Genomic DNA, 25,356 nt, shown 5'->3' on the forward strand with positions numbered 1-25,356 from the left:
ACATCGTCGTAAAAAGCATGACTTTTTAAATAATTGTGAGGTCTAAAAACATCCACGATTTCTTTAGCAAAACCAATTGGCCCCAATATTAAAATATTCTCAATTATTTTGAATTCTCAACATCAATCGGCAAATCAAGTCCACTTCCTCCAAGCTCAATTCATAATACAATGGCAGACAAAGTATTCTTTTAGAAATGTCATCAGTTACAGAAAGGGATTGCTTTTCTATATATGGTAAGGAAGAAGCTAGTGAAGGATAAAAATATCTTCTAGTAAATATTTCATTTATATCCAGTTCTTTCTTAATTTTTAATAATAACTCCTCACTCTCTAGAATTATTGGATAATATGCAAAGTTTAAACTCGCTTCCGCATGCCAGATCGGCTTAACCGCGCGTAGAAATTTTAGTTTCTCGTCGTAATATTCTGTCAGTTCTTTACGCTTCTGATGAATATTATCTATATAGTTTAAGTTTAACAATCCCATTGCCGCATGCAATTCTGAATTTTTTCCATTTAATCCTAGTTCAGAAAATGAATCAAATCCTGAAATACCGAAGTTACGCATAAAGGCTATTTTTTTTAATAAATCTGCGTTATTAGTAACTATAAATCCCCCTTCTATACTGTGATATAATTTTGTGGCATGCATTGAACAAGTAGAAATATCCCCAAATTCAAAAACGGATTTTCCGTTAATTTCAACACCAAAAGCATGTGCACCATCGTAAATCACCCGCAAATTGTGTTTTCTAGCAATTCTTTCTATAGCTATCACATCACAAGGATTTCCATATACGTGGGTGGCTAATATAGCCGACGTGTTTTCTGTAATTGCTTCTTCAATTTTTAACGAATCAATACATAATGTATTCTTGTCAATATCAACAAATACGGGAGAGCAGCCTTCCCATACGATGGAGCTTGTTGTTGCCACAAATGAAAATGGAGTGGTAATAATTTCTCCCTTTAGACCTAAAGCCTTAATTGCAAGTTGAATCGCTACTGTGCCGTTGGTAACAAAAAGCAGATGCTTTAACTCTAGATACTCTTTTAGCTTCATTTCCAAGTCTGACGCCAAAGGTCCCATATTGGTTAACCATTGCCGTCGCCATATACGATCAATATATTTTTTATACTCCTCGACAGGCGGAAGAAACGGTTTGGTTACTGGAATCATTTAATTACAGTTTTTAAATTAAGACACTTTCAAAGCCTAAAAATGGGCTTTAAAGATTATTTTAGTGAAAAACGTTTTTAAACATAATCATAACAATCTCCCTCCAATTACTTGACATTATTTGACCGTTTACTTTTTATAATCCAATATAGTTAAATATAACTTTTTCCAAACATGCTGTCTTTATAACACCTCGTCTTTCTACGGCTTTCATATAGACATTTACTTCTCTCAAAGATGCTTATGTGTCGGCATTTAGGGAAGCAATCCGTAAGTTTTTGTTTGGAATTTCAATTGATCATTTGCTAGGTAAGCTTGGTTCACGGAAACAATTCCTAATTCACCCCTGTTTGGAGATTATACATTTTTAGTAAATGAAACGATCAAATTTGCGTAAAATGGAAAACCACCTCCTAAAGCATTGGATTTTGTTCCTCGTGGTGCGTTATTCTAACATCGACACCGACAAAGGATAATAGATCTTTGGACTATCTATAGATGGAAAATATTGCTTTCGACACATCTAATGTTAATGGATGAAGTCTTGTTCCTGATCCAGCGGCTAGAATTATACCTTTCATAGTATATTTTTAAAGTCGTGCATCTACCTTATCTTTTTCCAATACTGATTTCACATCAAACACCACACACTCGCTGGAAGCTTGGATCGGCCAGGATTTGAACTCTTTATGGGCCACCGCCAAGATCACTGCTGAATAATCCGCAAGATCCGGTTTGGCACCTCCATTGATCACATCTACACCATACTCATGCTTTACCTCGGCGGGATCCGCCCATGGGTCGTAGACGCAGACATCCATATCGAATGACTTTAGCTCATTGTAGATATCGATCACCCGAGTGTTACGAACATCGGGACAGTCTTCCTTGAAGGTAAAACCCAAGATCAGTACCTTGGAGTCGATCACCTTGAGGTCCTTTCGCATCATCAGCTTGATCACCTCTGTAGCCACATGCTTGCCCATAGAATCATTGAGGCGACGACCGGCCAGGATAATCTCCGGGTGATAGCCTACCTCCTGCGCCTTTTGGGCCAGATAAAACGGATCCACACCGATACAATGGCCCCCTACCAATCCCGGACGGAAGGGAAGGAAGTTCCACTTGGTTCCCGCCGCTTCCAAGACCTCCTGAGTATCAATCCCCAGAAGATTAAAGATCTTACTCAACTCATTCACAAAGGCGATGTTGATATCCCGTTGCGAGTTTTCGATGACCTTTGCGGCTTCGGCCACTTTGATGCACGAAGCCTTGTGGGTGCCTGCGGTAATGACTGCTTTATAGAGCTGATCCACATACTCCGCCACCTCGGGAGTCGAACCGGAGGTCACCTTTAGGATCTTGGTTACGGTGTGTTCCTTGTCTCCCGGGTTGATCCGCTCCGGAGAGTAGCCGGCGAAGAAATCTTCGTTAAACTTCAGACCTGAGACTTTCTCCAGTACTGGTATACATTCCTCCTCTGTGACTCCCGGATAGACCGTGGATTCATAGATCACGACATCTCCTTTCTTCAGGATTTTCCCTATCGCTTCAGAGGCCTTCAGCATGGGAGTAAGCACCGGACGGTTGTGCTTATCCGTCGGAGTGGGCACTGTCACGATATAGATATTGGCAGAGGAAATGGGCAAGATGGCATCTGTAATCAGAAGGCCCTTTCCCTTGTCTTCCAGTTCCAGGGATGTCTTCACCAAGACTGCCTGCAACTGATCATCCTCAACCTCCAGGGTTCGGTCGTGCCCCTTTTGTAACTCATCGACACGCTTGGGGTCGATGTCATAGCCCACGGTTTTAAATTTTTCCGCAAAAGCGGTTGCTAAAGGAAGGCCAACATAGCCCAAGCCGATGATGGCGATTTTACTGTTTTCTAGGTTTGTAAGCATCTAAAAGTTGGTTTGTTAATCGTAATGGATAAGAGTTAAAGGGTTAAGGGGTTAAGGGTTAAGGGTTAAGGGTTAAGGGTTAATTGTTAAGGGTTAATTGTTAAGGGTTAAGGACGTTGCTCATCTATATCCTTTCGTGCTGCTATTTTTTGAGAGTTACTATCAAGTTGTGTATCTTCCTCTTGAGCCTTTCTGTCCTTGCTAGAACATCCCCCAAATTCTGGTTCGGATATAAACCCGCAATCCGACGCGCTATAATTCTGAGAGCGAACCGCTCCACATGACCCCTTGGACATGTAGCGAAACTGGCCACGCTTAACAATTAACTTTTAACCCTTAACTATTTTTCAAAAGTTCTTCAAAATTCTCAATTCTGGCCACGTTTAACCTTTAACGATTAACTCTTAACTGTTTTTTAAAAAGTTCGTCAAAATTCTCTTCTCTGGCCAGGCTTAACTTTTATCACTTAACTATTAACTCGTTTCTTTTAACCCTTAACTATTTTTCAGCAGTTCGTCAAAGTATTGAATCGTCTTCCCAAGTCCAGTACGGAGATCCACCGTCGGCTCCCAGTCCAGCTCTTTCTTTGCCAGATCAATGATCGGCTGACGTTGCATGGGGTCGTCCTGAGGCAAGGGCAAAAACTTGAGTTTGCTCGTGCTGTTGGTCAGCGCAATAACCAACTCTGCAAGTTCTAACATGGTAAACTCCCCGGGATTGCCAATGTTGACCGGACCGGTAAAGCCGTCCCTGGAGTTCATCAGGCGGTACATCCCTTCGATATTGTCATCCACATAGCAAAAGCTCCGCGTCTGTCTGCCGTCTCCAAAGATGGTGATGTCCTGGCCCTTGAGCGCTTGGACAATGAAATTGCTGACCACCCGGCCGTCGTTGGGATGCATTCTTGGACCGTAGGTATTGAAGATTCTCATCACCTTGATCGCCACCTTATGTTGTCTTTGATAGTCAAAGAACAATGTTTCTGCACATCGCTTTCCTTCGTCATAGCAGGCCCTAATCCCCGTTGTGCTGACGCTTCCTTTGTAGGACTCCGGCTGGGGATGGACCTCGGGATCTCCATAGACTTCGGAGGTGCTTGCCTGAAGGATCTTAATCCGAAGTCTTTTGGCTAATCCGAGCATGTTGATTGCTCCGATCACCGATGTTTTTGTCGTCTGTACCGGGTCAAACTGGTAGTGGACAGGACTTGCAGGACAGGCTAGATTATAGATTTCATCCACCTCAGCATAGAGGGGGAAAGTAATATCATGTCTCAGAAATTCGAAATTCTTATCATCCATGAGATGATGGATATTGGACTTTCTACCCGTAAAAAGATTGTCCACGCAAAGCACCTCGTTCCCCTCATTCAACAGACGCTCACAAAGATGTGAGCCTAAAAAACCGGCACCACCGGTGACAAGAATTCGCTTCATTTTAAAGAGTTAAAGGGTTATGGGTTAAGAGGTTATGGGTTAAGAGGTTAAGGGTTAAGGGTTATGGGTTAAGGGTTATGGGTTAAGAGGTTAAGGGTTAAGAATTTATTATTTGTAACCCTTGGTACCGCTTGTTTTTAAAGTGATAATTAAATTATTGATTTTTCTTTTGAGCCTTTCTGTTTTACCCAATAGATCTTCAAGGGATTCTTTTGAAATGAAACCTGCGTCAAATGCCCTGTAGGATTGGGACCGAGCTTCGCCGTTTGAACCTTTTGCTATATAGAGAAAATTGATAAACTCTTTGTTGCCATCTCTTTCAAAACCTTCGGCGATATTATCCATTATTGACCCCGCTGCTGAATTGAACTGAGAACAAAAACGAAAGTCTGATTTGAACGATGTTTCTTGCGTAAGGATACGAATTTTCATGCATAAAACCCTTGCCTCTTGCCAAATTTCCAAGTCCTCAAAGCTGTCAATTCTTGCCAATGTTTAACGATTAACAGTTAACTCTTAACCAACTATACCAACTCAGGGTGTTCTTTCTCGAGCCGCTCATACACTTTCTTCACTTCTTGGGCATTCTCTTTTCGAAGCACCAAGATGGCATCTGGGGTTTGGATCAGGATGGTATTGGTGAGTCCGGTAAACTCGGTGTGGATCGAAGTCCCGATGACCATGTTTCCCAGTTCATCTTTGGGGTGCCCGGTTTGTTCCAGGTATTCGTAGATGGACTCGAATGAACCCATATCCGACCATTGAAACAAAGAAGGCACGACTTTTATCTTGTTGGTCCGCTCCATCACGGCATAGTCTACCGATATGGACGGGATCCGCATGGATAGGGTGTAGTCCAGTTTCCCTGATTCTGAATTTTCGTAGGCCTCTTTAGCGGCCAGAAAAACCTCAGGTTCAAATTCCTGAAGCTCCTTCAGATAAACTCCCGCTTTAAAGCAAAACATGCCCGAATTCCAGTAGAAGTTTCCTCGCTCCAAAAAGCCCAGCGCGGTCGTCAAGTCTGGCTTCTCTCTAAAACTCTTCACATCTTCTCCATCTGATTCGATGTATCCGTAGCCCGTCTCAGGCTTGGTTGGCTTCAAACCAAAGGTCACAATGAAACCCTCCCCCGCAAGCTGCATCGCTCTTGAAACAGCAGAAGCGTAGTGTTCATCCGCATGAATGAGATGGTCAGAGGGTGTGACAAATAAGATCTCGTTTGGATCAACCGCAAAGGCGGCAAATGCAATCGCTGCCGCGGTGTTTCTTGGGCAGGCTTCGATGATTTCCGAATAGGTGTTTATCCCGGCATTCGTCAGATCAGTACGGGAAAGTCCGTAGTTGTCGCTGTTGCCCACTACGATCAGTTCATCGCAGAAACTCTTGTTTCTGAGTACAGTCTTTTGAAAAAGCGTCTGTCCCTCAAAGATCGGCAAGTATTGCTTTGGTTTACTCTTTCGGGACAGTGGCCAAAGCCTTGACCCTACCCCACCTGAAAGAATTACGTTGAATGTTCTAAACCTACGAGTGTCCATGATCTTAAAAAACTTTCAATTATTGGTTGCAAAAATTGCTTTCAATTGATTGACCGAAATCCACTTCACCCTCCCAATTAACTTCAAATCTCAAGAATCACAAAATCTATTTCCCAATACCATCCAACCCTTCAAGCGCTATCCTAAATTGACAGCCGGACACAGCTTCGCCCTTTCAGTCCCATCTTGATCAAATTCCGGAAGATGAAAAGTAAATCCAGACAAAAATGAATGCCTGATGTCTTTTCGAATTTCTTTCGGTTTTAAGTCGTTGGTCTTAGCAGGTTTAACAACTGCATTAGAAGTTTAAACCTTGGCTATTATGGGTTATTGCTAAAAAAAAACGGCCTCAACATGAAAATTTGAGGCATTTTCTAAAATTCTATTGCAGCAAAGGTAGTAAAACGAGCAATTTTTGTACTCATTTATATTCCTGTTTTTTATCGTTTTTTTCATATCGATGGGCAAATGCTCTTGTGCCGCCATACAAATCCCAAAGTATGACTTCACCTAATAAATGGGGAAGTTTTCAAAAGCGACTTGTCGATGGTCAACCAGCAAAACAAAGAATTTGCCAAATTTGAGCCCTTCCCAAAAACGAAGAGAATACTTATACCCGAACTATTTTGACACTGATAAGCCCATAATTATCAACTTCTTTGAAATTTCGGAAAAAAATCAGGCAGCTGTCTCGCCTATGATTCCATCATGCCTTCCAATAAATTTATTTGATGAAGTTCTATACTGCAATCGGCAGTTATGGACAATTTTCCCCAAAAGTCTACCAAAAAACCCGCATTGACATTCTAGTCCGTTACCAGCCCATCGATTAACGGGTATTCAAATCGTCATTTCTGGCCATTGATCAAACAAAAAACCATGCCCTTTTAAATTGAGGCATGGTCCAAAATCTGATAACAATTATGTTTTAAAACTTCCTGAAATTTCACTCGTGCCTTGATCTCTTCAGGCACTAAGGGTAGGATCTACTTGAAGTCCCTATATTCCTCTAGACGAGAAAAAAAATAATCTTTTTAAGAAACGAGAAACCAGGAATTCAGCAAATCTGCCTTATTGTAGGGAAGTGGGTCTCCGCTTGGATAGATTTCGACACTCCCACCCATAGCAATCACCACGCCATGAGCAGCCGCGGTATCCCACTCCATGGTTGGGGCAAATCTTGGATAAATCTGTGCTTTTCCCTCCGCCACCAGCATGAATTTCAAGGATGAACCCATGGAAATCACTTCAACACCGGGGTATCGCGCAATAAACTCCTGCGTCTCGGGATTCAAATGGGATTTGCTGGCAACAATTGTTTTGACCTCGGGCCTTTCTCGTCTTTCAAGCTGGTATGGAGAAGCTCCATTTGCCTGTTTCCATGCCCCTTCCTCTTCATTCCCCCAGTACAGCCAGCCCAAAACGGGAGCATATACTACGCCTAAAACAGGGACATCCTTGTGGATTAGGGCTATGTTTACCGTGAATTCCCCATTCTTCTTTATAAACTCTTTGGTTCCGTCCAATGGGTCTACCATCCAGAAGTAGTCCCAATTTTTCCTTTCGTGATAGGATATATCTTTGCCTTCTTCAGAGAGTATCGGTAAACCAGTTCGCTCCAGAAATCCGCATATCACTCGATGGGCAGCTAGATCTGCTTTGGTCAATGGCGAATTGTCCCCTTTGATCTCTATCCCAAAGTCGTCTGACTTGTAAATGTCCATCATCGCATTTCCAGCTGCCAAGGAGGCCTCCTTGGCTAAGGCTGTAAGTTCCCTTAAATTGATTGTATGCATAACTCTATTTCTTAAGGCCTGTGAACTGTATGGTACACTCCCAAGTACCGACAAGTATTTTTTCTGGTGGCAGATTTTGGTCGATCCACTGACAAGCTGGATTTTTTTTCACAAAACCTGTTTCGGATACTTCCTTCTATACCCTGTTTCTCAGACGATCATTCCGGCGCCGACGGTCTCATTGGTATTCGGATCAATGAGAATAAGCGAACCTGTTTGTCTGTTCCTTCGATAGGAATCAAAAAATAAAGGCTGGGCCGTGCGGAGGGAAATTCTGGCAATATCGTTCATTCCGATTTCCGTTATTCCTTCGATTCTATGCAGCGTATTGACATCCACGGAGTATTGAATGTCCTTCACCATTGCCTGACATTCCTTGGTAGTATGTTTTACGATCACCTTGGTTCGGCTTTGCAAGGTTTTCTGATTCATCCAACATACCATCACCTCCAAGTCCTGCTCCACATTGGGCTGATTGTTTGGTCTTACGATCATGTCTCCCCTACTTATGTCTATTTCGTCCTGCAAAGTCATCGTGACGGACATGGGGGCGTAGGCTTCAACGATGGATTTACCGTCCAGCTCAATGCTCTTGATTTTCGAAGTAAATCCAGAAGGCAAGACTTTCACCTCATCCCCAGGCTTAAAAATGCCACCGTCAACCCTGCCTGCATATCCCCGAAAATCCTGGAAACCCAAGGTATGGGGACGAATCACCATTTGGACAGGAAATCTACAATCAATGTGGTTGAAATCAGACGCGATATGAACATGTTCCAGATGATACAATAATGTGGCCCCCTCATACCAATCCATATTCTCCGAACGGGCCACTACATTGTCTCCGTTTAACGCAGAGATAGGCACGAATTGGACATCCTTGATGTCCAGCTTACTGGAAAATGCCTGGTAATCGGCAACAATCCGGTTGTACACTTCCTCAGAGTAGTCGACCAGATCCATTTTGTTCACACAGACGACCACATGCGGGATTTTCAACAGCGAAGCGATAAAGGAATGTCGATGTGTCTGTTCCAAGAGCCCCTTTCGAGCGTCTATCAAGATTATCGCAAGGTTCGCAGTCGAAGCCCCCGTGACCATATTCCGGGTATATTGAATATGTCCCGGGGTATCCGCTATGATGAACTTTCGCTTTGGCGTGGCAAAGTATCGATAAGCGACATCAATGGTAATTCCCTGCTCCCGCTCTGACCTAAGACCATCTGTCAAAAGCGACAAATCCACATAATCAAAGCCTTTTTTCTCCGAAGAAGTCTTCACCGCCTCGATTTGGTCTTCGAAAATCGATTTTGAATCGTAAAGCAATCTTCCGATCAGCGTACTTTTCCCGTCATCGACAGAGCCTGCCGTGGTGAATCGTAGAAGTTGATTGTTTTCTTGTATGCTCATTTAAACGTTGAATCTTAAGAGTCAAAAAATCAGTGTAAAATTTCATTTCTTTGGTTCATTTGACACGCAAACTAAAACTTAGAAATAGCCAGCCTTTTTCCTATCCTCCATGGCTGTTTCGCCCCTCTTGTCATCAGCCCGTGTGCCTCGTTCCGTAGTCCTGGTTGTCGCGACCTCCTCGATGATCAATTCCAACGTATCAGCATTGGAAAGCACCGCCCCCGTAATAGGCATGTCCCCACAGGTTCGATACCTGACCACAAGCCTCTGCACCCGCTCTCCTTCCTTTAATGGCAAATATTCGGATTTGGCCAAAATGACCTCATCTCTCACGACACAATCCCTTTCATGGGAAAAATACAGGGAAGGAAGTGCGATGTTTTCCTCCTTGATATACTGCCATACATCCATTTCCGTCCAATTGGAAATCGGGAAAATCCTGAAATGTTCCCCATGGTGTTTTTTACCGTTAAAAAGATTCCACAATTCCGGCCTCTGATTTTTCGGGTCCCATTGTCCGAATTCGTCCCGGTGAGAAAAGAAACGCTCCTTGGCTCTAGCCTTCTCTTCATCCCTCCTGGCGCCGCCCATTGCAGCATCTATTTTAAAGGCCTCCAGGGTATCCAGCAGAGTCACCGTCTGAAGGGCGTTTCTGCTGGCATTAACTCCAGTCTCTTCTCTTACTCTCCCCTTGTCGATACTTTCCTGCACCGATCCCACGATCAGCTGAACGCTCAAGTTTCCAATAAGCCAATCCCTAAATTCGATGGTTTCCGGGAAGTTGTGGCCAGTATCGATATGAATCAATGGAAAAGGGATTTTGGCCGGATAAAAGGCTTTTTTCGCAAGATGTGACAAGACTATACTGTCCTTTCCGCCTGAAAATAAGAGAGCGGGTCTTTCAAACTGAGACACAACCTCCCTTATTACAAAAATCGCTTCAGCTTCAAGTTCCTTCAAATGAGGCAAATAATAAGATCCCATGGCTAATGTAACTATTAAACTTAGTGGCCGATTGCAGCCGAAATTACTCCAATTACTTTTTTTACTGAAATTTTCAAGTCTTCCTTATCCGAGTGGATGTGCACTGCAGGGCTTATCGGAGCTTCGTAGGGAGAATCTATACCCGTAAAATTCTTAATCACACCCGCTCTGGCTTTTTTGTAAAGTCCTTTTACATCCCTTTCCTCGCAAACTTCCAATGGACAATCCACATAGACTTCGAGGAAATTTTCGGCGCCCACCAACTCAGCTATCAGTTGTCTCTCTACCCTAAAAGGGGAAATAAACGCAGAAACCACGATCAAACCTGCATCCATCATCAATTTGGCGACTTCTGCTATCCTTCTGATGTTTTCCACCCTGTCCTCTTTTGAAAACCCCAGATCTTTATTCAATCCCGTACGAATATTATCCCCATCCAAAAGATAGGTCGAATATCCAGCCTCAAACAACTGGACTTCCACCGCATTCGCCAACGTGGATTTTCCAGACCCCGAGAGCCCAGTGAACCAAATCAATTTGGGCTTTTGATTCAGCCGTTCGATTCTCAACTGCCTTGAAATTTTAAAAACCGCAGGATGTATGTGATTTTCCATATCAGAAGTAATAAAAATTAATAAAGACAAGCGTACTTAAACCATAAATTATAGTCAACGGCAATCCGATTCTTGCATAGTCTGAGAATTGGTAGTTTCCTGGCCCCATGACCATCAGGTTGGTTTGGTATCCAATGGGGGTCATAAAATCCGCAGAGGCCGCAAATGCTATGGCTACAAAATAGGGGGTCAGCATCCCGCCAGATTGGGTCCCCATTTCCAAAGCGATCGGAAACATAATGGATACTGCAGCCGCGTTGGTGATCAAAGAGGTCAATCCCATAGTTATCAAAAATAGGATGCCGATATTGAAAATTGGAGAGCCTTCATCCGTAACCCACTTTATCCCTTCGACAATAAACCCAGCCGTACCCGATTTCTGAATGGCGACACCTATTGACAACGAGCAGACCAAAACTATTAGAAGCTCCAAATCAATGGAGTTTTTAATGTGCTTCATTTTGAGGATTTTACATGAAACCATCACAAGAATCCCAAGAAATGCACCGAAAAACAATTCCATAAATCCCAGAATACCTAAAATCAAAAATCCCAAAGAAAAAATACTGGGCAATATCTGCTTCAAAGACTTCTTTTTTTCCAACTCTCCTTTGTTTGAAATCAAGATAAGATCCCTGGAATTCTTATTCCGATCCCAGTCCTTGGCACATATCATCAGCAAAAAATCCCCAGCCTGAAGTTTAGTTTCGCCTAGGTTGCCCTTTACTTTTTCGCCTTTTCTGTAGATCGAGATTACTGAGGCTTTGTATCTATCCCTAAATCCAGAATCCCTTAGGGTTTGGCCTACCAAATTGCTACCCGTTGGAATAATAGCTTCGGAAAGCGACGAAAAACCATTTTGATGAATTTGGCTTTGATCTGGGAGAACTAACCCATTATTTGAGTTAATCAAATTCAATATCGCTTGGGTATTCCCTGCAAAAAACAAATAATCCCCCTCAAAGACCTCCACGCTGGAGCCCACAGCGGGGATAGTCCTTTCTCCCCTTTTTAGCTCTACCAAAAACAACTCCTTGAGATGCCGTAAACCTGCCGTCTCTATAGTCTTTCCGATAATCGAGGAGTTCCTTTCGACTTTGGTTTCGACCAAATATTCGTTAAGATGCCCAATGACCTGCTCTTTGTTCCCCTTTCGATCCTTTAAAAAAAAATCTGAAGCAAAAGTCAGATAAATCAACCCAAGCACTGACACTATTACTCCCAAAAACAAAAAATCCCTGTATCCCAATCCCTGCAGTCCACTCTGCTCGATTAGACCGTTTAATACGAGGTTTGTCGAGGTACCTACGACGGTAATCATCCCTCCTAGTATCGTCGCGAACGACAATGGAATCAAAAATTTGGAAGCGGAATATCCATTTTCATCTGCCCAGTTTTTCACAAAAGGGATCATGAAGGCGACTATGGGCGTATTGTTCAACAAGCTGCTTAATGAGGATACCAAAACCATCATTCTTGCTCGAAACTGAAAGGGGCTTAGGTGCTTACCAAAAAACTGATAAAAGAAATCTTTTCCCAGATTCTGCTGTATCCCGGCAGTGAGGGTAACTAACAGGAATATCACAATGATCTGTTTGTTTGCCAACCCAGCTAATAGGTCCTCAATACTTAATATTTGAAAAACAACAAAGGTCATTGACGCTATCACAAAGGCCAAAGCCGGTCGCAACCAGTTGTTATACAAGCTCAATACCAGCAAAAAAATCACAAGGCAGACAAACAGAATAGAAAAATTCACCTTTTAATTGCTTGATAAGATAAAACCGACCGATAGTTAACTAATACTCATTTGGAATAGATGAAATAAAAGCTGCCCTTTTTCAAAGCTTCATCCGCTCCAAATACCTTTTACAACAACCAAAAGCAACCCAACTCTAATCAGTACCTGACATCAACGCACATATTGAATTGCCTTAAAAAAACCAAATTCCAAAATTCATCTAGGTACCTCCCCCGTCATTTCCTTGGATAAGCCTAGACACAGCTTCGCCCACTAAGTCCCATCTTTGCCAATGTGCTAGCGAAGTAGAGCAAGAGATAAACACTACTGCATTTCCGGTTTTTTTTCTTTATAGGAGTCTAATCTTGGAAGATTTGAGGATTCCGATAAAAGCCTAAATTCTCTAGGTTATGGGCGATTTTCAAAAAAAGGCCTTCACGGTAATTTTGTCAGGCATTTTCTATACTTTGATTTAAGGAAATACAATGGATTTTCTAGCTACTCATTGAAACTTCCCTTTAGTTAATATATTTTTCCTAAACAATAAAATGTTTTTCCCAATAATTAAAATGTTTTTTAAACCCATAAATGTCTCAGGAAGACAATTATTCGGCTGAATCGCAAAGTAGTCATCTAGAATTCCCGCTGGCAAAATGACGCGCCTATCGTCCCAGACGGGTCTTAAAATGTAGTAGACATCAATTCAGCACTTTCACCGCCACCAATCGCATGGCAACCAATTTCCTTGATATGGTTGAAAAGCCAACAGGCCTGCCTTACTTTTCTCCACCATCTTCACAATCGCAAATACTTTCTGAATGGCCGACCATTCTTTATTCCCATCGCAAAAAAGATTGGAATGACAAAAAAAACACCTAAGCAAAATTGCCTAGGTGTACGCCACTATTGTTTCGGCCACACATTATCAGAAAGATCCCTGTCTGGAAAACGACCGTGGGGATCCAGGGTGATTTTCTTGATTTTCCTCGGTCCAAAATCCAAAACCGCGTCGAAGGTCTTGCTTCCTCCCCACCAAACATCCACGGGCCAAGTCACTTCAGCTGTATTTGGATCAAGAATCTCTGCGTTTGGTGAAGGTTTTAGATCCGGGCCGTTTGCTTCAAACTCTACCCTCAGCACCACCGGTGATGGCATTTGCCCGTCTTGACGCACAGTGACGGTAGTTTTTCCCCCCTCGGTTTTCAGGTCCGAAATGGAGCCGTCGACAGACTCAGTCGTAAACAACCAATAATACCAGAACCACTCCAGGTTTTGACCCAGCTCATGGTTCATGAAAAACATGAAGTCCCAGGGAGAGGGATGCTTGAAAGCCCACGCTGCGGTATACTTCTTCATTGCGTCGATGACGGCTTCGTCCCCAACTATCCCACCGAGCATGGAAAGCATCAGTGGCGTTTTCTGATAGGTCTGAAAACCGTATCCCATACCCGCATCATTGGCGCTCCACATCAGTGGAGCTTCGTCCTCGCTCCCGCTGATTCTTCCATAGCTTTGGCCCAAGCCGTCCAATCTGGCAGGAACCCCGCGGGAGTCTGCATCAGATAGGATGTTCATGTACTGATTAAAACCCTCGTCCATCCAGCCATAGCGTGTTTCATTGGTGCCAAGCATCATCGGCCACCACTGGTGAGCGGTCTCGTGGTCTGCAGCACCCTGGTTTGAATTGATCACCATGGGATATTCCATACCCGCACTCGGGCCATCTTGAAGAGTCAATTGGGGAAAAGGATAAGGCGCCCAAAGCTTGGAATAGAACTCCAGCGCATGGCGGGTAATTCTTGCGGCATTCTCATAGTTTCTGGCCCGCTCCGGCTCGTATACCATATAAATGGGCACGTAGCCCTTGCCCGGAATATCCGCCCTGGTTCCCTTCCAGATAAAATCCGCAGAGGTAGCCCAAGCAAAGTCATTTACCTTGTCCGCGACAAAATGCCAGGTGAGTTTTTCGCCGAATGCGGTAGCTTTTCCAGGGCCCCTTTCATCTTCGGCAACAATGGTAGTTTCCTCGTCCGACTCCAGGATTTTCCCAAATCGCTCGATCGAGGGAGCTGTCATCACCTCCTTTGGGTTTTGCAAGACCCCCGTACCGCTCACAATCCATCCACCGGGTACGGTGATGGAGACGTCAAACTTCCCGAAATTATTGTAAAACTCCGCGGGGCCCAAGTAGGGACTGGTTTCCCAACCTCTCAAATCGTCGTATTTCGCCAGCCTTGGGAACCATTGGGTAGGCTGAAAAAGCGTGCTGTCAAATCGCTGGGTCATGCGATGTCCCTGTCCCTCGGTGCCACCAGGTAATTTGGTATGCCAATCAATCTCCAGTTCTGTTTTACTTCCCGCTTTGATGGGCTGGGCGAGATAGATGGTTGCAATCGTTTTTTTCAGCCCGCTTACCCCATTTTTTGGGGTCTGGCCTCTTCTCAGCCTAATTTCAGTGAGATCTATTTCCTCTCCCGCAACATTGATCCGGGTGACTACCATGCCTTCGGTCTGCTCGGCGGGAATGGAAAATCCCCGTGGCACATCCCCCCTGAATATATTGTGATCCAAGCGCAGCACAATCCTATCCAGGTCGTCCTTGCTATTGTTGTGTACCAGAATTTTTTCGGTTCCGGTGAGTGTCTGGGTATGTGGATCCAGACTGACCTGGATTGTAAAATCGGTCTCCAGCTGCCAGTAATTTGGGCCAGGCTTCCCAGAAAAGTTCCGAGTCCCCGCCTCAAATGCCTTAAGAATCGAATTGGTCATCGGCACATCCCTTCGAATCGCACGATAGTCGGTATCGATAGTATTCCTTTGAACGGTCGAACCCGTCTGCTGAGCAAAACTGACAGACGAGCTGAGCAGGAAAACAAAAAGTAGTTTACGCATAGTAGGAAAGTTTTTTCAGAGGGAAAACATAGTCAATTATCCTTGAATTTAAAGAAAGAATAAGGTCAAACGAAAAAATTCCATTTCTCGAAACACCGCTTTTGCTGAATCAAAAGGCCAAACAAAACCTAGTGTTCTTTTGGCCGCAAGCTAATTTTTCAAATTCTGTCATACACGACTAAACCACCGGAATTGATTTTTTGAAACAATAGCATATGCGAAAATCCCTTTTCCTATCCGAGTGATTTCTCAAAGGCCAAGAAATGGGTTGGAGATTGTGAAGCCGCAAAGAGCGGAACAACCTGAATCCTGCACCGATATGCCGATCCGTCTTTTTTGTAATTGTGAAGCGTTGCCTCCACCGGTCTTTTTTCTTCGAGAGCCTTCCTGATCATGTTCTTGGCCGAAAGGCTCGTATTGGGCCCCTGAAGTAACTTTGGCTTTTGGCCTATCACCTCGCTGGCCGAATATCCGGTCATCCGTTCAAACCCCTCGCTTACCCATTCGATCACCTGATTCAAGTCGGTCACCACCAGGGCATCAAAGTCCTTTCTCCTAAACATGGACGTATCGAGTATCCATCCTCGCAGCCTCGCTAGATCGCGGAATTTTAGGATTGTCATCGCCTTTGGATCGTGAAATCTTGTTTGGGAAATTACGTCCCATGCCACTAGAGGGTGGAAAACATGGAACGGCAAGAACTTGGAATCCTCTTCGGAAAATAGATTTTGCCGGCATTGTTCCAAGTAGATATCCAGGCAAATCATATTGTTCAAATTATTTCGGCTTTTCATCCTATTGGATTTTATGGAAAAGAAAGAAGAGGCCAGCAAAACAAGAACTGGCCTCCAATGGTCAAATTAGGCTAGCACAGGTTCTCTCAGTGCCTTGGCCGCAGCTACCATCTGTATCAGTGCTTCGCGGGTTTCCGGCCAATGACGGGTCTTGAGTCCGCAATCCGGGTTAACCCACAGATTTTCGTCCGGGATGACGGCTTGGGCTTTTTTGAGCAAAAAGACCATCTCTTCCTGGCTGGGCACCCTTGGAGAATGTATATCATAGACCCCAGGTCCGATCCCATTGGGATATTTGAATTTGGCAAACGCGTCCAATAGCTCCATCTGTGATCGCGAGCATTCGATTGTGATCACATCCGCGTCCATTTCGGCGATATTTTGGATGATATCGTTAAACTCGGAATAGCACATGTGGGTATGGATTTGGGTTTCATCTTCCACACCGCAGGAGGAGATTCGAAATGCACGAATAGACCAAGCCAAATACTGCTGCCATTCAGCCTTGCGCAGCGGCAGACCCTCACGAATCGCTGGTTCATCGATCTGGATGATCTTGATTCCGGCCTTTTCGAGATCTTGGACCTCATCCCGGATAGCAAGCGCAATCTGCAAGGCCGTCTCGGATCTGGGCTGATCATCCCTCACAAAGGACCACTGCAAAATCGTGACCGGTCCGGTGAGCATTCCTTTTACCGGAACCTTGGTAAGGGATTGGGCAAATGATGACCAATATACCGTCATGGGATTGGGCCTAGACACATCCCCAAACACAATGGGAGGCTTCACGCATCGGGAGCCGTAGCTTTGTACCCAACCATTGCTTGAAAAAGTGTAGCCCTTCAGCTGCTCGCCAAAGTATTCCACCATATCGTTGCGCTCATATTCCCCATGTACCAGCACGTCCAGTCCAATCTCCTCCTGCCATCGGATCAAGCCTGTCGTTTCATCACGAAGTAATTTATCGTATTGTACTTTGCTCAGGTCTCCCCTCTTGTACTTCGCCCTCCAAGATCTTACCTCTTTGGTCTGGGGGAAGGAACCTATCGTAGTGGTAGGGTAAAGGGGCAGATTAAGTAGCTCACGTTGTTTTTCTGCCCTGAGGGCAAACGGCGATTTACGAGAGGCCATAGCAGAAGTGACGGCCCCCACCCTTGCCTTCACCTTATTGTCATGAATCAATGGGGAAGTTTTTCGACTCGCGATTGCCTCTTGATTTCGTCTAAAATCAATATTGTCCAACTGCTCTTCGGTTGCCAGCTTTTGAAGCAAAGTGACTTCCCCAAGCTTCTGCTTTGCGAAAGCCATCCACTTCTTGATCTCCGACGAGAGAACTTTCTCATCCGATTCCAAATCCAGATCGCAAGGCACGTGAAGCAGGGAACACGAAGGGGCAAGCATGACCCGCGACTCGCCAAGCTTTTCAGCAGCTTCCTTAATCAATTTTAAAGAAGCTTCGAGATCATTTATCCAGATGTTCCGCCCGTCAACCACTCCCAGTGAAATTGAAATTGGCTCGGGAATCAACGAAAGCATTTGGGAAAGTTGCTTAGGCTTTCTGACCAAATCCAAGTGGATGGCACAAACGGGAAGCGATGCAGCCAAAACACTCTCTTCGCCAATCCCCTCGAAATAGGTAGCGAGCAAAACTTTCAATTTCGGAAAAGACGTTCTGATCAGTTGATAGACATAGGTAAACGCGTTTCTTTCTTTCTCACCCAAGTCCAGAGCCAGAAACGGCTCGTCAAACTGTACCCACTCCACGCCAAGTTTTTCGAGCCTATTCAGGATTTCCAGGTAGACCGGGAGAAGATTTTCAATCAGATCGATGCGATCAAATCCCTGCTCCTTTTCCTTACCCAGCAAAAGGTAGGATACCGGCCCAATCAGTACAGGTTTAGTCTTTATTCCCAGCTGCTTTGCCTCATTAAACTCATCTATGACCTTGGTGGAAAAGAGCTTAAAGAGTTGGCCTTTTTGAAATTCGGGGACCAAATAGTGGTAATTGGTATCAAACCACTTGGTCATCTCAAGTGCGGTGAGGTCCATGCCATCCTTTTGAAATCCCCTGGCCATGGCAAAATACAAGTCCATTTCAGAGTTTTTCCGACCAATAACGACGTCATGAAACCTTTGGGGGATGGCATTGACCATCAGGGACATGTCCAATACTTGATCGTAAAATGAGAAGTCGTTGGATGGGATGAGATCTATCCCGGCCTCCTTTTGGAGTTTCCAGTTCTCCTCGCGGAGCTTACTTCCGGCCTGCAAGAGCTGTTGGAGGGTGGATCTGCCTGCCCAATAGTCTTCGCAGGCTCTTTTCAATTGACGTTGGCTACCAATCCGCGGATAGCCCAGGTTGTGCGTCAGCATGTTGTTTGCTTTAAAATTAGAAATAGTTAACTGCCGTCTTTGAGCAATCAAACGTATTACTTACGCAAACTAAATAATCAGAAAATGACACACTAATCCCCCGGCAATAGGAAGGATATGGGAGTTCAATGCCTGACAGTGGCTTCAGATCGCGAAAGCAATGTCAATGCGTTTGGGGCAAGTCTCCTGACTTTCCTGACGCTACCCGCCTTCTCATCCCGGCATCTGGGACAATGGCATACTTGGATAGCGCTGTATTTTGGCGAGGCCAAAACAGGATTACAGTTGCGCGACAGTCCATGATTTTCACATGGTTCCTTATTAATTCCCGCTAAGGGAAACCGCAAACGGCTATGAGTGTAGAATGAACAAAAGAACGTACAGCCCAAAAGTAAGAATAAAACCTTTGGTAAAGTCGGTGAATCCAAAAATAGCTTTCATTCATAGGGAGCCAACAAAACCAGCCAGCTCCCCTTCTGAAGAAGTCGGCTAGTTGATCTGCTGCAAGACCAAGCGCTTGGAAATCGGGATAAGGGTTTCCTCTATAGGCACCGCCTGATGGCTGTGCAGCCTCCAGGTCGCCGGATTGGGGAGTTCCCTGACCTCACGGATCAGCTGCATCTTGAGTTTCTCGAGGGTGTTGACGAGAGATTTTTGGAAAATCCCGACAAACCAAAATACAATGCTCCGGAATTTTTCCCCTGCGAGCTGAAGAAAATTGGATTTATAGCGAAAGGCATGGATTTCGGTTTTGTTTTCCCTTGTCATCAGAATAAACCCTTCACGATTGTAGATTGGCTGTATCCCTACCGGTTCAAACTCGACCTGCTCCTCCACAAAATTATAGATGGACTTCCCCTCCTCTATCTGTGAGGCTATCCTGGGTAGTGCAAACTCGGTGATCTGGGAAATCTCCTTCATGACCTCCCCGTCTTCGACTTTTTGCTCAAACTGCAACTGCGCATTCTTAAAATCGATGCCGTTGAGAGCTTTGGGAAACAATTTGCTCAACTCCGCTTTGCCCGAACTCAGTTCAATCAGCACGCGGTGATGTTCGATGAGATCTGACAGTGCGGGGTAGAGTTTCACGGCTTGAAACTCCCGATCAGCCTCCTGCAAGTAGGCCAGCAATTGGTATTTTTTGTACTCAAAATCGATCAGACCTTCAGTGATCCAGTTTTTCGGCAAGGTTCTCATAGGTACTATTAGGTTTTAAGGTTTGTCTTAAAATACGCAATTCTGACATTTTTCAATTGTCTTGGGGAAAATTTGACAGGCTCCACAAGCTTCGAAAAATTCAGTTATCGGACAAAGCCACCACATTTACGGCCGATTTGTCAGCTTTTTTGACAAATGAGCCCTTGGCATAGGAAGTGTTAATAGGGCAATAGCATTTTAATCTAAAATCTAACCTTAAACAATTTAATACTATGTCAAACGTGAACATCAAACCTCTTGCAGACCGAGTTTTGGTACAACCAGCTGCAGCAGAAGAAAAAACCGCTTCTGGTCTTTACATCCCGGATACCGCTAAGGAAAAACCACAAAAAGGCACTGTGGTAGCAGTAGGAAACGGCAAAAAAGACGAGCCATTGACTGTGAAAGTGGGTGACACTGTTTTGTACGGAAAATATTCCGGCACCGAACTCAGCGTGGAAGGCAAGGATTTCCTCATCATGAGAGAGTCTGACATCTTCGCTATCCTTTAATCAATCAACTAAACTCAACAACTTAAAATCTAAATAACATGGCTAAACAATTGTTTTTCGATACCGATGCCAGGGATCGTCTTAAGAAAGGTGTGGATGCATTGGCAGACGCAGTAAAAGTCACTTTGGGACCAAAAGGCCGAAATGTCATCATTGACAAGAAATTCGGAGCCCCTACCATCACCAAGGACGGTGTGTCAGTAGCCAAAGAAATCGAACTGTCAGAACCAATCGAAAACATGGGCGCTCAGCTCGTGAAAGAAGTAGCTTCCAAAACTGCCGATAATGCTGGTGACGGAACTACCACCGCAACTGTTTTGGCACAGTCCATCTTCAACGTTGGAATTAAAAACGTAGCAGCTGGTGCTAATCCAATGGACCTCAAGAGAGGTATTGACAAGGCAGTTGCTGCGGTTGTTAACAAGTTGAAGGAAAACTCCAAGCAAATCTCCACTTCCAAAGAGATCGCTCAGGTAGCTACCGTATCTGCCAACAACGACGAAGAAATCGGTAAGATGATTTCTGACGCGATGGACAAAGTAGGTAAAGATGGCGTCATCACTGTAGAAGAAGCAAAAGGCACCGAAACTGACGTGAAGACTGTAGAAGGTATGCAGTTTGACAGAGGTTACCTTTCTCCTTACTTCGTGACCAACACCGAGAAAATGGAAGCTGAACTGGACAATCCATTCATCTTGATCTACGACAAGAAGATCTCTTCCATGAAGGAATTGCTTCCAGTTCTTGAGCCAGTTGCACAGTCAGGCAAGCCATTGTTGATCATCTCTGAAGATGTGGACGGTGAAGCTTTGGCAACCTTGGTTGTAAACAAAATCAGAGGTGCCTTGAAAGTAGCTGCCGTTAAAGCTCCAGGCTTCGGTGACAGAAGAAAAGCTATGTTGGAGGACATCGCGATCCTGACTGGCGGAACTGTAATCTCTGAAGAAAGAGGTTTCAAATTGGAGAACGCAACTCCAGATATGCTGGGAAGAGCTGAAAAGATCAACATCGACAAAGACAACACAACCATTGTCAACGGTGCAGGTGACGCAGCTGCCATCAAAGGCAGAATCGCCGAGATCAAAGCTCAAATCGAAAAAACCACTTCCGACTACGATAGAGAGAAGCTTCAGGAAAGACTTGCCAAACTGTCTGGCGGTGTAGCTATCCTGTACATCGGTGCTGCTACTGAAGTGGAGATGAAAGAGAAAAAAGACCGTGTAGACGATGCATTGCACGCTACCAGAGCGGCAGTTCAAGAAGGTGTCGTAGTAGGTGGCGGTGTGGCTCTAGTGAGAGCTGCCGAAGCACTTGCTGACTTGAAAGGCGAAAACGAAGATCAGGATACTGGTATCAACATCATTCGTCTGGCAATCGAGTCTCCATTGAGAACTATCGTGTCAAACGCAGGTGGTGAGCCGTCTGTAGTGATCAACAAGATCAGAGAAAACAAAGGAAACTACGGCTACAACGCAAGAACAGACATCTATGAGGATCTGTTCGCAGCAGGAGTCATCGACCCTACCAAAGTGACTAGATTGGCTCTTGAAAACGCCGCTTCTATCGCAGCGCTTCTACTGACCACCGAGTGTGTAGTAGCAGATGTGAAAGAAGACGCTCCGGCAATGCCTCCTATGGGCGGCGGCGGAATGGGTGGCATGATGTAATGCCGATTTCCAGATAAACAAAAAGGAGGCTCAGGCCTCCTTTTTTATTTACTTGATTTTTAGACTGCCTATACAACTACAAATAAAAAGCCGCTAAAACCTTTTTTACGCAAGGGGAATAATTGTATTTTGGTGTAATTACACAACCTATCACCCGACACCCTATTTTAATGGTTCACTTTGATGCTGTATTTTTAGTGGATGACGACCCCATCAACAACCTGATCAACAGGAGGCTTTTGGGAAAAATAGGGATCAGTACACGGATTGAAGAGTTTTTGGGAGGAGAAGATGCCCTCGAAAAAATAGGCCAACTCAATCCAGACAACAGCCTGCTTATTTTTTTGGACATCAATATGCCCGTCTTGAATGGCTGGGAATTCCTCAACCGGTATTTGGAAGCCTTTCCCCATAGGAAAGACAAGATTGTCATCCTGTCCAGCTCCATAGATTTTCAAGACCGCCAAAAAGCTGATGAATACAAGGTGGTTTCCGGTTTTTTGGAAAAACCACTGACCATTGACAAGATCAATGATCAAATGGAAAAATACAGTTGAGTAATTCGAATTTCTAGTGGATCACTTGATCCAGATGCTGCCAAATGTCACGCATCAGCAAAAATGGCACAAGCGCATCTCCCCCCGAACTCCCCATCCTGACAATAACCAGGTTCTCTGAAGGGATCACCATCAAAAACTGCCCGTTTTTCCCCATCGCCTGATACATATCCGCTGGAGCTTGAGGAATGAGAGAGCCAGGGATAGTTGCCTGCGATCCGGGAACCATGAAGGATGCCTTTCCATTGAGCCAGGTCAGATAGCCATAGCTCAGGTTGAGACCTTGGGAGGTTTGGCTCATTCCATCAAAATAATCACCCGACCAAATCTGGTCTCCAGCCCAGTTTCCCCCTGCCAGCATCAGCAGCCCAAACCTGGCAAACGATCTCGGGGTGGAGTAAAAGACATTGTTAAACCCAGTCTGCTGCCAAAAGCCATCCATCCCTATCCTATCCCCTAGGCTTTCCTCGAAAAAACTTTGGTAATCCTTTCCCGAGGCGTTTTCCACCACGCGCTCCAGCAGCGTATAGGTCGCGTTGTGATAGCTCCAGCGGGTACCGGGCTTTGCCAAAAACTTGAGGTTTTCAGGTGCTGGGTCATCCAGATTTTCCACGTCGTCGTCTATCCCGGTTGTCAGCGTCAGGTGGTGAATGAGCTGGATGTCGCGCTCCTGGTCTAGTGGCATGGCGGTCCAACCTTCGCCAAGGTACTGTTGCGAACGGTCACTGGTCTTCAGCATACTTTTCTCTTGTGCGATACCGACCAAAGCCGCCGTCAGCGTCTTTCCCGCAGATGCCCAGTACCAATAGGAATTTTGATCCATCGCACCAGCCCCTGTCAGTTTAGCTCCCCAATATTCTTCCACGACAATCTTGCCGTTTTTCAGAATAATAAATGCCCGAGTGTCTTGGGTAGGAAGCCAGGCCAAAAGCTCAGCCAAAGCGGCTCGATCCCAATCCAGATCTTCCAGGGGCATATTCTCCCAAGTCGAAGAGCCGCTGGGAGGAAAATAGAGCGTTGGGGAAGGACTTGGCTTTTGGGCCTCGGCACAGCCAAAAGCCAAAAACACCCAGCATCCCAATAAGATTTTACAGTGAGAAAATCTTCTTATGAAAAGAATGCTGGCACTTTTGCTCATTTTCTTAGGGTATCCGAGACAAATTTTTTCAGGTCGTCCCTGAAAAGCTTGGCGGATGGCAAATGGGTATACATCATGTGTCCGGCCTCATAGTAAGTCATGATGACCCTTTCCGTGGCAGACTTTGGCAAGTCAAGATGGGCGATAGAATGCTCTACCCCATAGAACACAGTAGCCAAATCATAGTAACCATTCATGATCAGAACCTTGACATTGGGATCTTTGCTCAGGGCATCAGCCATGTCGGGCAGGGTGGTCACAGCTGCATCGGCTCCCCAGAAGTTGTTGCCCTGGTGCTTCCAATCCCATTTAAATCCATCCTTTGAGTAAGCGGAAGTTGCATACAGCAAATCCTTGCTCACTCCTAGGCTACCGTGAAAATAGTCCAGAAATGCCATCGTATAGGCAGGGGAAATCGCGTCACTTTGTGGGTCGGTAAACGCATTCATTGACATAGGGTCAATGTTCATCCCTTTGTACCTGGAGTCCAATCTGCCTACCGTTTCTCCTGTGCTGCGAAGCAGTTCCTGAAAATACTCTCCCGCGTCGAGCTTAAGGTTGGCGCGCTTCCAAGTCTCTGCGGAAATCCCGGTGTAATCCTGGAGTTTTTGCGCGACTGCGTTTTTCTCTTCCTCCGAAATCCTGTTGCCCTTGAAAAGCGCCGGGGTATAGTGGTTTTCCGTGAAGCTTCTTACCTCATCCACGAAGCTCGGCAGGTCTGCGCCCTTGTTGGCTACTTTGTCATGATACCAGCTGGTGGCCGCCATGGTGGGCAGGTAGGCTATGTAGGACAAATCTTCGTTAGGCGCAAAAAACAAGGAACGCAGGTCAAAGACCGCAGATACCATGATGACCCCATTTAGCGCATAGCCTCTATCCAAAAGATAGCTCATCACTCCGGCATTTCTGAAGGTCCCATAGCTTTCTCCCAGGATGTATTTCGGGGAATTAAGGCGATCATGCGCTTTCAAAAACTGCATGATAAAAAGGCTGACGCTTCGGATATCCTGGTCTACTCCCCAGAAATTGGCCCCTTTGGCATCCCCTATAGGAACGCTTAGGCCCGTTCCCACCGGATCCATCATCACCACATCGGCGATGTCGAGGATTGAAAACTCGTTGTTGACCAATTGGTAGGGAGCGGCTTGGTTATAATTCGGATCGTCTACCACTATTCTTTTTGGGCCCATGATGCCCATGTGAAGCCAATAGGAAGATGAGCCGGGTCCCCCATTATAAGCGAAGATAATAGGTCTATCCTTCTCGGGATTTTCCTTGAAATAGGCGGTGAAGCCAAACAAGGCAATCGGCTTGTTATTCTCATCCTTGAGTTCCATAGTTCCCGCCTTGGCGTTAAGGTTGATCACCTTACCATCGATGGTCACAGATTGCTTGGATTCAAATACCTGGGCTTTGGGTAGCGGGTCCGGTGATGTGTCATTTTTCTCTTGGGCGAAAGAAAAAGTAGCGATAAACAGAAAAACTAGGAAAAATCTGATTTTCATGCTGTTTAGATTTAAGGTAAATGGATTGGTTTAATCGACCGTAGGAGCGCACTAAGAACTAGTCAGTCAGGGATTGCTGGCGATTGGTACAGAGTTCCCGTTCCACCTTCTGCGACACTGCC

General features: G+C 45.0%; 19 protein-coding genes, 1 pseudogene and 1 riboswitch. Of the genes and pseudogenes, 3 read left to right on the forward strand and 17 right to left on the reverse strand.

Annotated elements, in window-relative coordinates:
• Positions 1-99: 99 nt before the first annotated feature.
• The 15 genes and pseudogenes from J0A67_RS09645 to J0A67_RS09715 form a co-directional block, all read right to left on the reverse strand.
• On the reverse strand, positions 100-1,182 hold the full coding sequence (locus tag J0A67_RS09645) for a DegT/DnrJ/EryC1/StrS family aminotransferase (RefSeq protein ID WP_206569105.1): 1,083 nt from the start codon (positions 1,180-1,182) through the stop codon (positions 100-102).
• Between the two features lie 451 nt (positions 1,183-1,633).
• A pseudogene (locus J0A67_RS09650) lies at positions 1,634-1,763 on the reverse strand (sugar phosphate nucleotidyltransferase); the annotation flags it as partial.
• A 9-nt stretch (positions 1,764-1,772) separates the two neighbouring features.
• The gene (locus J0A67_RS09655) at positions 1,773-3,083 is read right to left on the reverse strand and encodes a nucleotide sugar dehydrogenase (RefSeq protein WP_206569106.1); all 1,311 of its coding nucleotides are present in this window, start codon (positions 3,081-3,083) and stop codon (positions 1,773-1,775) included.
• 494 nt (positions 3,084-3,577) lie between these two features.
• Positions 3,578-4,519: a UDP-glucuronic acid decarboxylase family protein gene (locus J0A67_RS09660; RefSeq protein WP_206569107.1), complete on the reverse strand. Its 942-nt coding sequence runs from the start codon at positions 4,517-4,519 to the stop codon at positions 3,578-3,580.
• 108 nt (positions 4,520-4,627) lie between these two features.
• Positions 4,628-5,011, reverse strand: a complete 384-nt coding sequence (locus J0A67_RS09665) for a four helix bundle protein (RefSeq protein ID WP_241265129.1) — start codon at positions 5,009-5,011, stop codon at positions 4,628-4,630.
• A gap of 32 nt (positions 5,012-5,043) precedes the next feature.
• Positions 5,044-6,054: a mannose-1-phosphate guanylyltransferase gene (locus J0A67_RS09670; protein ID WP_206569108.1), complete on the reverse strand. Its 1,011-nt coding sequence runs from the start codon at positions 6,052-6,054 to the stop codon at positions 5,044-5,046.
• A 1,034-nt stretch (positions 6,055-7,088) separates the two neighbouring features.
• Entirely contained in the window at positions 7,089-7,850 is a 762-nt protein-coding gene (gene cysQ / locus J0A67_RS09675) for a 3'(2'),5'-bisphosphate nucleotidase CysQ (protein WP_206569109.1), read from the reverse strand.
• 150 nt (positions 7,851-8,000) lie between these two features.
• Positions 8,001-9,260: a sulfate adenylyltransferase subunit CysN gene (gene cysN, locus J0A67_RS09680; protein WP_206569110.1), complete on the reverse strand. Its 1,260-nt coding sequence runs from the start codon at positions 9,258-9,260 to the stop codon at positions 8,001-8,003.
• 78 nt (positions 9,261-9,338) lie between these two features.
• A complete protein-coding gene (cysD, locus tag J0A67_RS09685; protein WP_206569111.1) occupies positions 9,339-10,244 on the reverse strand; it encodes a sulfate adenylyltransferase subunit CysD in 906 nt (301 codons plus the stop codon).
• Between the two features lie 20 nt (positions 10,245-10,264).
• Entirely contained in the window at positions 10,265-10,858 is a 594-nt protein-coding gene (gene cysC, locus J0A67_RS09690; protein WP_206569112.1) for an adenylyl-sulfate kinase, read from the reverse strand.
• 1 nt (position 10,859) lies between these two features.
• Entirely contained in the window at positions 10,860-12,617 is a 1,758-nt protein-coding gene (locus tag J0A67_RS09695) for an SLC13 family permease (protein ID WP_317195057.1), read from the reverse strand.
• 885 nt (positions 12,618-13,502) lie between these two features.
• Complete coding sequence (locus J0A67_RS09700; RefSeq protein ID WP_206569113.1) at positions 13,503-15,491, reverse strand: M1 family metallopeptidase; 1,989 nt, start codon at positions 15,489-15,491, stop codon at positions 13,503-13,505.
• A gap of 233 nt (positions 15,492-15,724) precedes the next feature.
• Entirely contained in the window at positions 15,725-16,114 is a 390-nt protein-coding gene (locus J0A67_RS09705) for a PAS domain-containing protein (RefSeq protein ID WP_206569114.1), read from the reverse strand.
• Between the two features lie 237 nt (positions 16,115-16,351).
• Positions 16,352-18,658: a 5-methyltetrahydropteroyltriglutamate--homocysteine S-methyltransferase gene (gene metE, locus J0A67_RS09710; RefSeq protein ID WP_206569115.1), complete on the reverse strand. Its 2,307-nt coding sequence runs from the start codon at positions 18,656-18,658 to the stop codon at positions 16,352-16,354.
• Between the two features lie 159 nt (positions 18,659-18,817).
• A riboswitch (cobalamin riboswitch) is annotated at positions 18,818-19,019 on the reverse strand.
• Between the two features lie 128 nt (positions 19,020-19,147).
• Positions 19,148-19,855 (reverse strand): hypothetical protein, encoded by a 708-nt coding sequence (locus J0A67_RS09715; protein WP_206569116.1) that lies wholly within the window; start codon positions 19,853-19,855, stop codon positions 19,148-19,150.
• A 233-nt stretch (positions 19,856-20,088) separates the two neighbouring features.
• Here J0A67_RS09715 and J0A67_RS09720 point away from each other — a divergent pair, with 233 nt between their 5' ends.
• From J0A67_RS09720 to J0A67_RS09730, 3 genes are all read left to right on the forward strand, one after another.
• Positions 20,089-20,367: a co-chaperone GroES gene (locus J0A67_RS09720; RefSeq protein WP_026970168.1), complete on the forward strand. Its 279-nt coding sequence runs from the start codon at positions 20,089-20,091 to the stop codon at positions 20,365-20,367.
• A gap of 38 nt (positions 20,368-20,405) precedes the next feature.
• Positions 20,406-22,034: a chaperonin GroEL gene (gene groL, locus J0A67_RS09725; RefSeq protein ID WP_206569117.1), complete on the forward strand. Its 1,629-nt coding sequence runs from the start codon at positions 20,406-20,408 to the stop codon at positions 22,032-22,034.
• 170 nt (positions 22,035-22,204) lie between these two features.
• Positions 22,205-22,591, forward strand: coding sequence for a response regulator (locus J0A67_RS09730; protein ID WP_206569118.1), 387 nt, complete (start codon positions 22,205-22,207; stop codon positions 22,589-22,591).
• A gap of 13 nt (positions 22,592-22,604) precedes the next feature.
• On the opposite strand, the gene J0A67_RS09735 is transcribed toward J0A67_RS09730, so the two are convergent.
• On the reverse strand, positions 22,605-23,729 hold the full coding sequence (locus tag J0A67_RS09735; protein ID WP_206569119.1) for a serine hydrolase domain-containing protein: 1,125 nt from the start codon (positions 23,727-23,729) through the stop codon (positions 22,605-22,607).
• Entirely contained in the window at positions 23,726-25,234 is a 1,509-nt protein-coding gene (locus J0A67_RS09740; protein ID WP_206569120.1) for a S10 family peptidase, read from the reverse strand. The genes J0A67_RS09735 and J0A67_RS09740 overlap by 4 nt, the downstream gene beginning before the upstream one ends.
• Positions 25,235-25,356 lie beyond the last annotated feature (122 nt).

This window comes from Algoriphagus aestuariicola, from assembly GCF_017254835.1.
Lineage (GTDB): Bacteria > Bacteroidota > Bacteroidia > Cytophagales > Cyclobacteriaceae > Algoriphagus > Algoriphagus aestuariicola.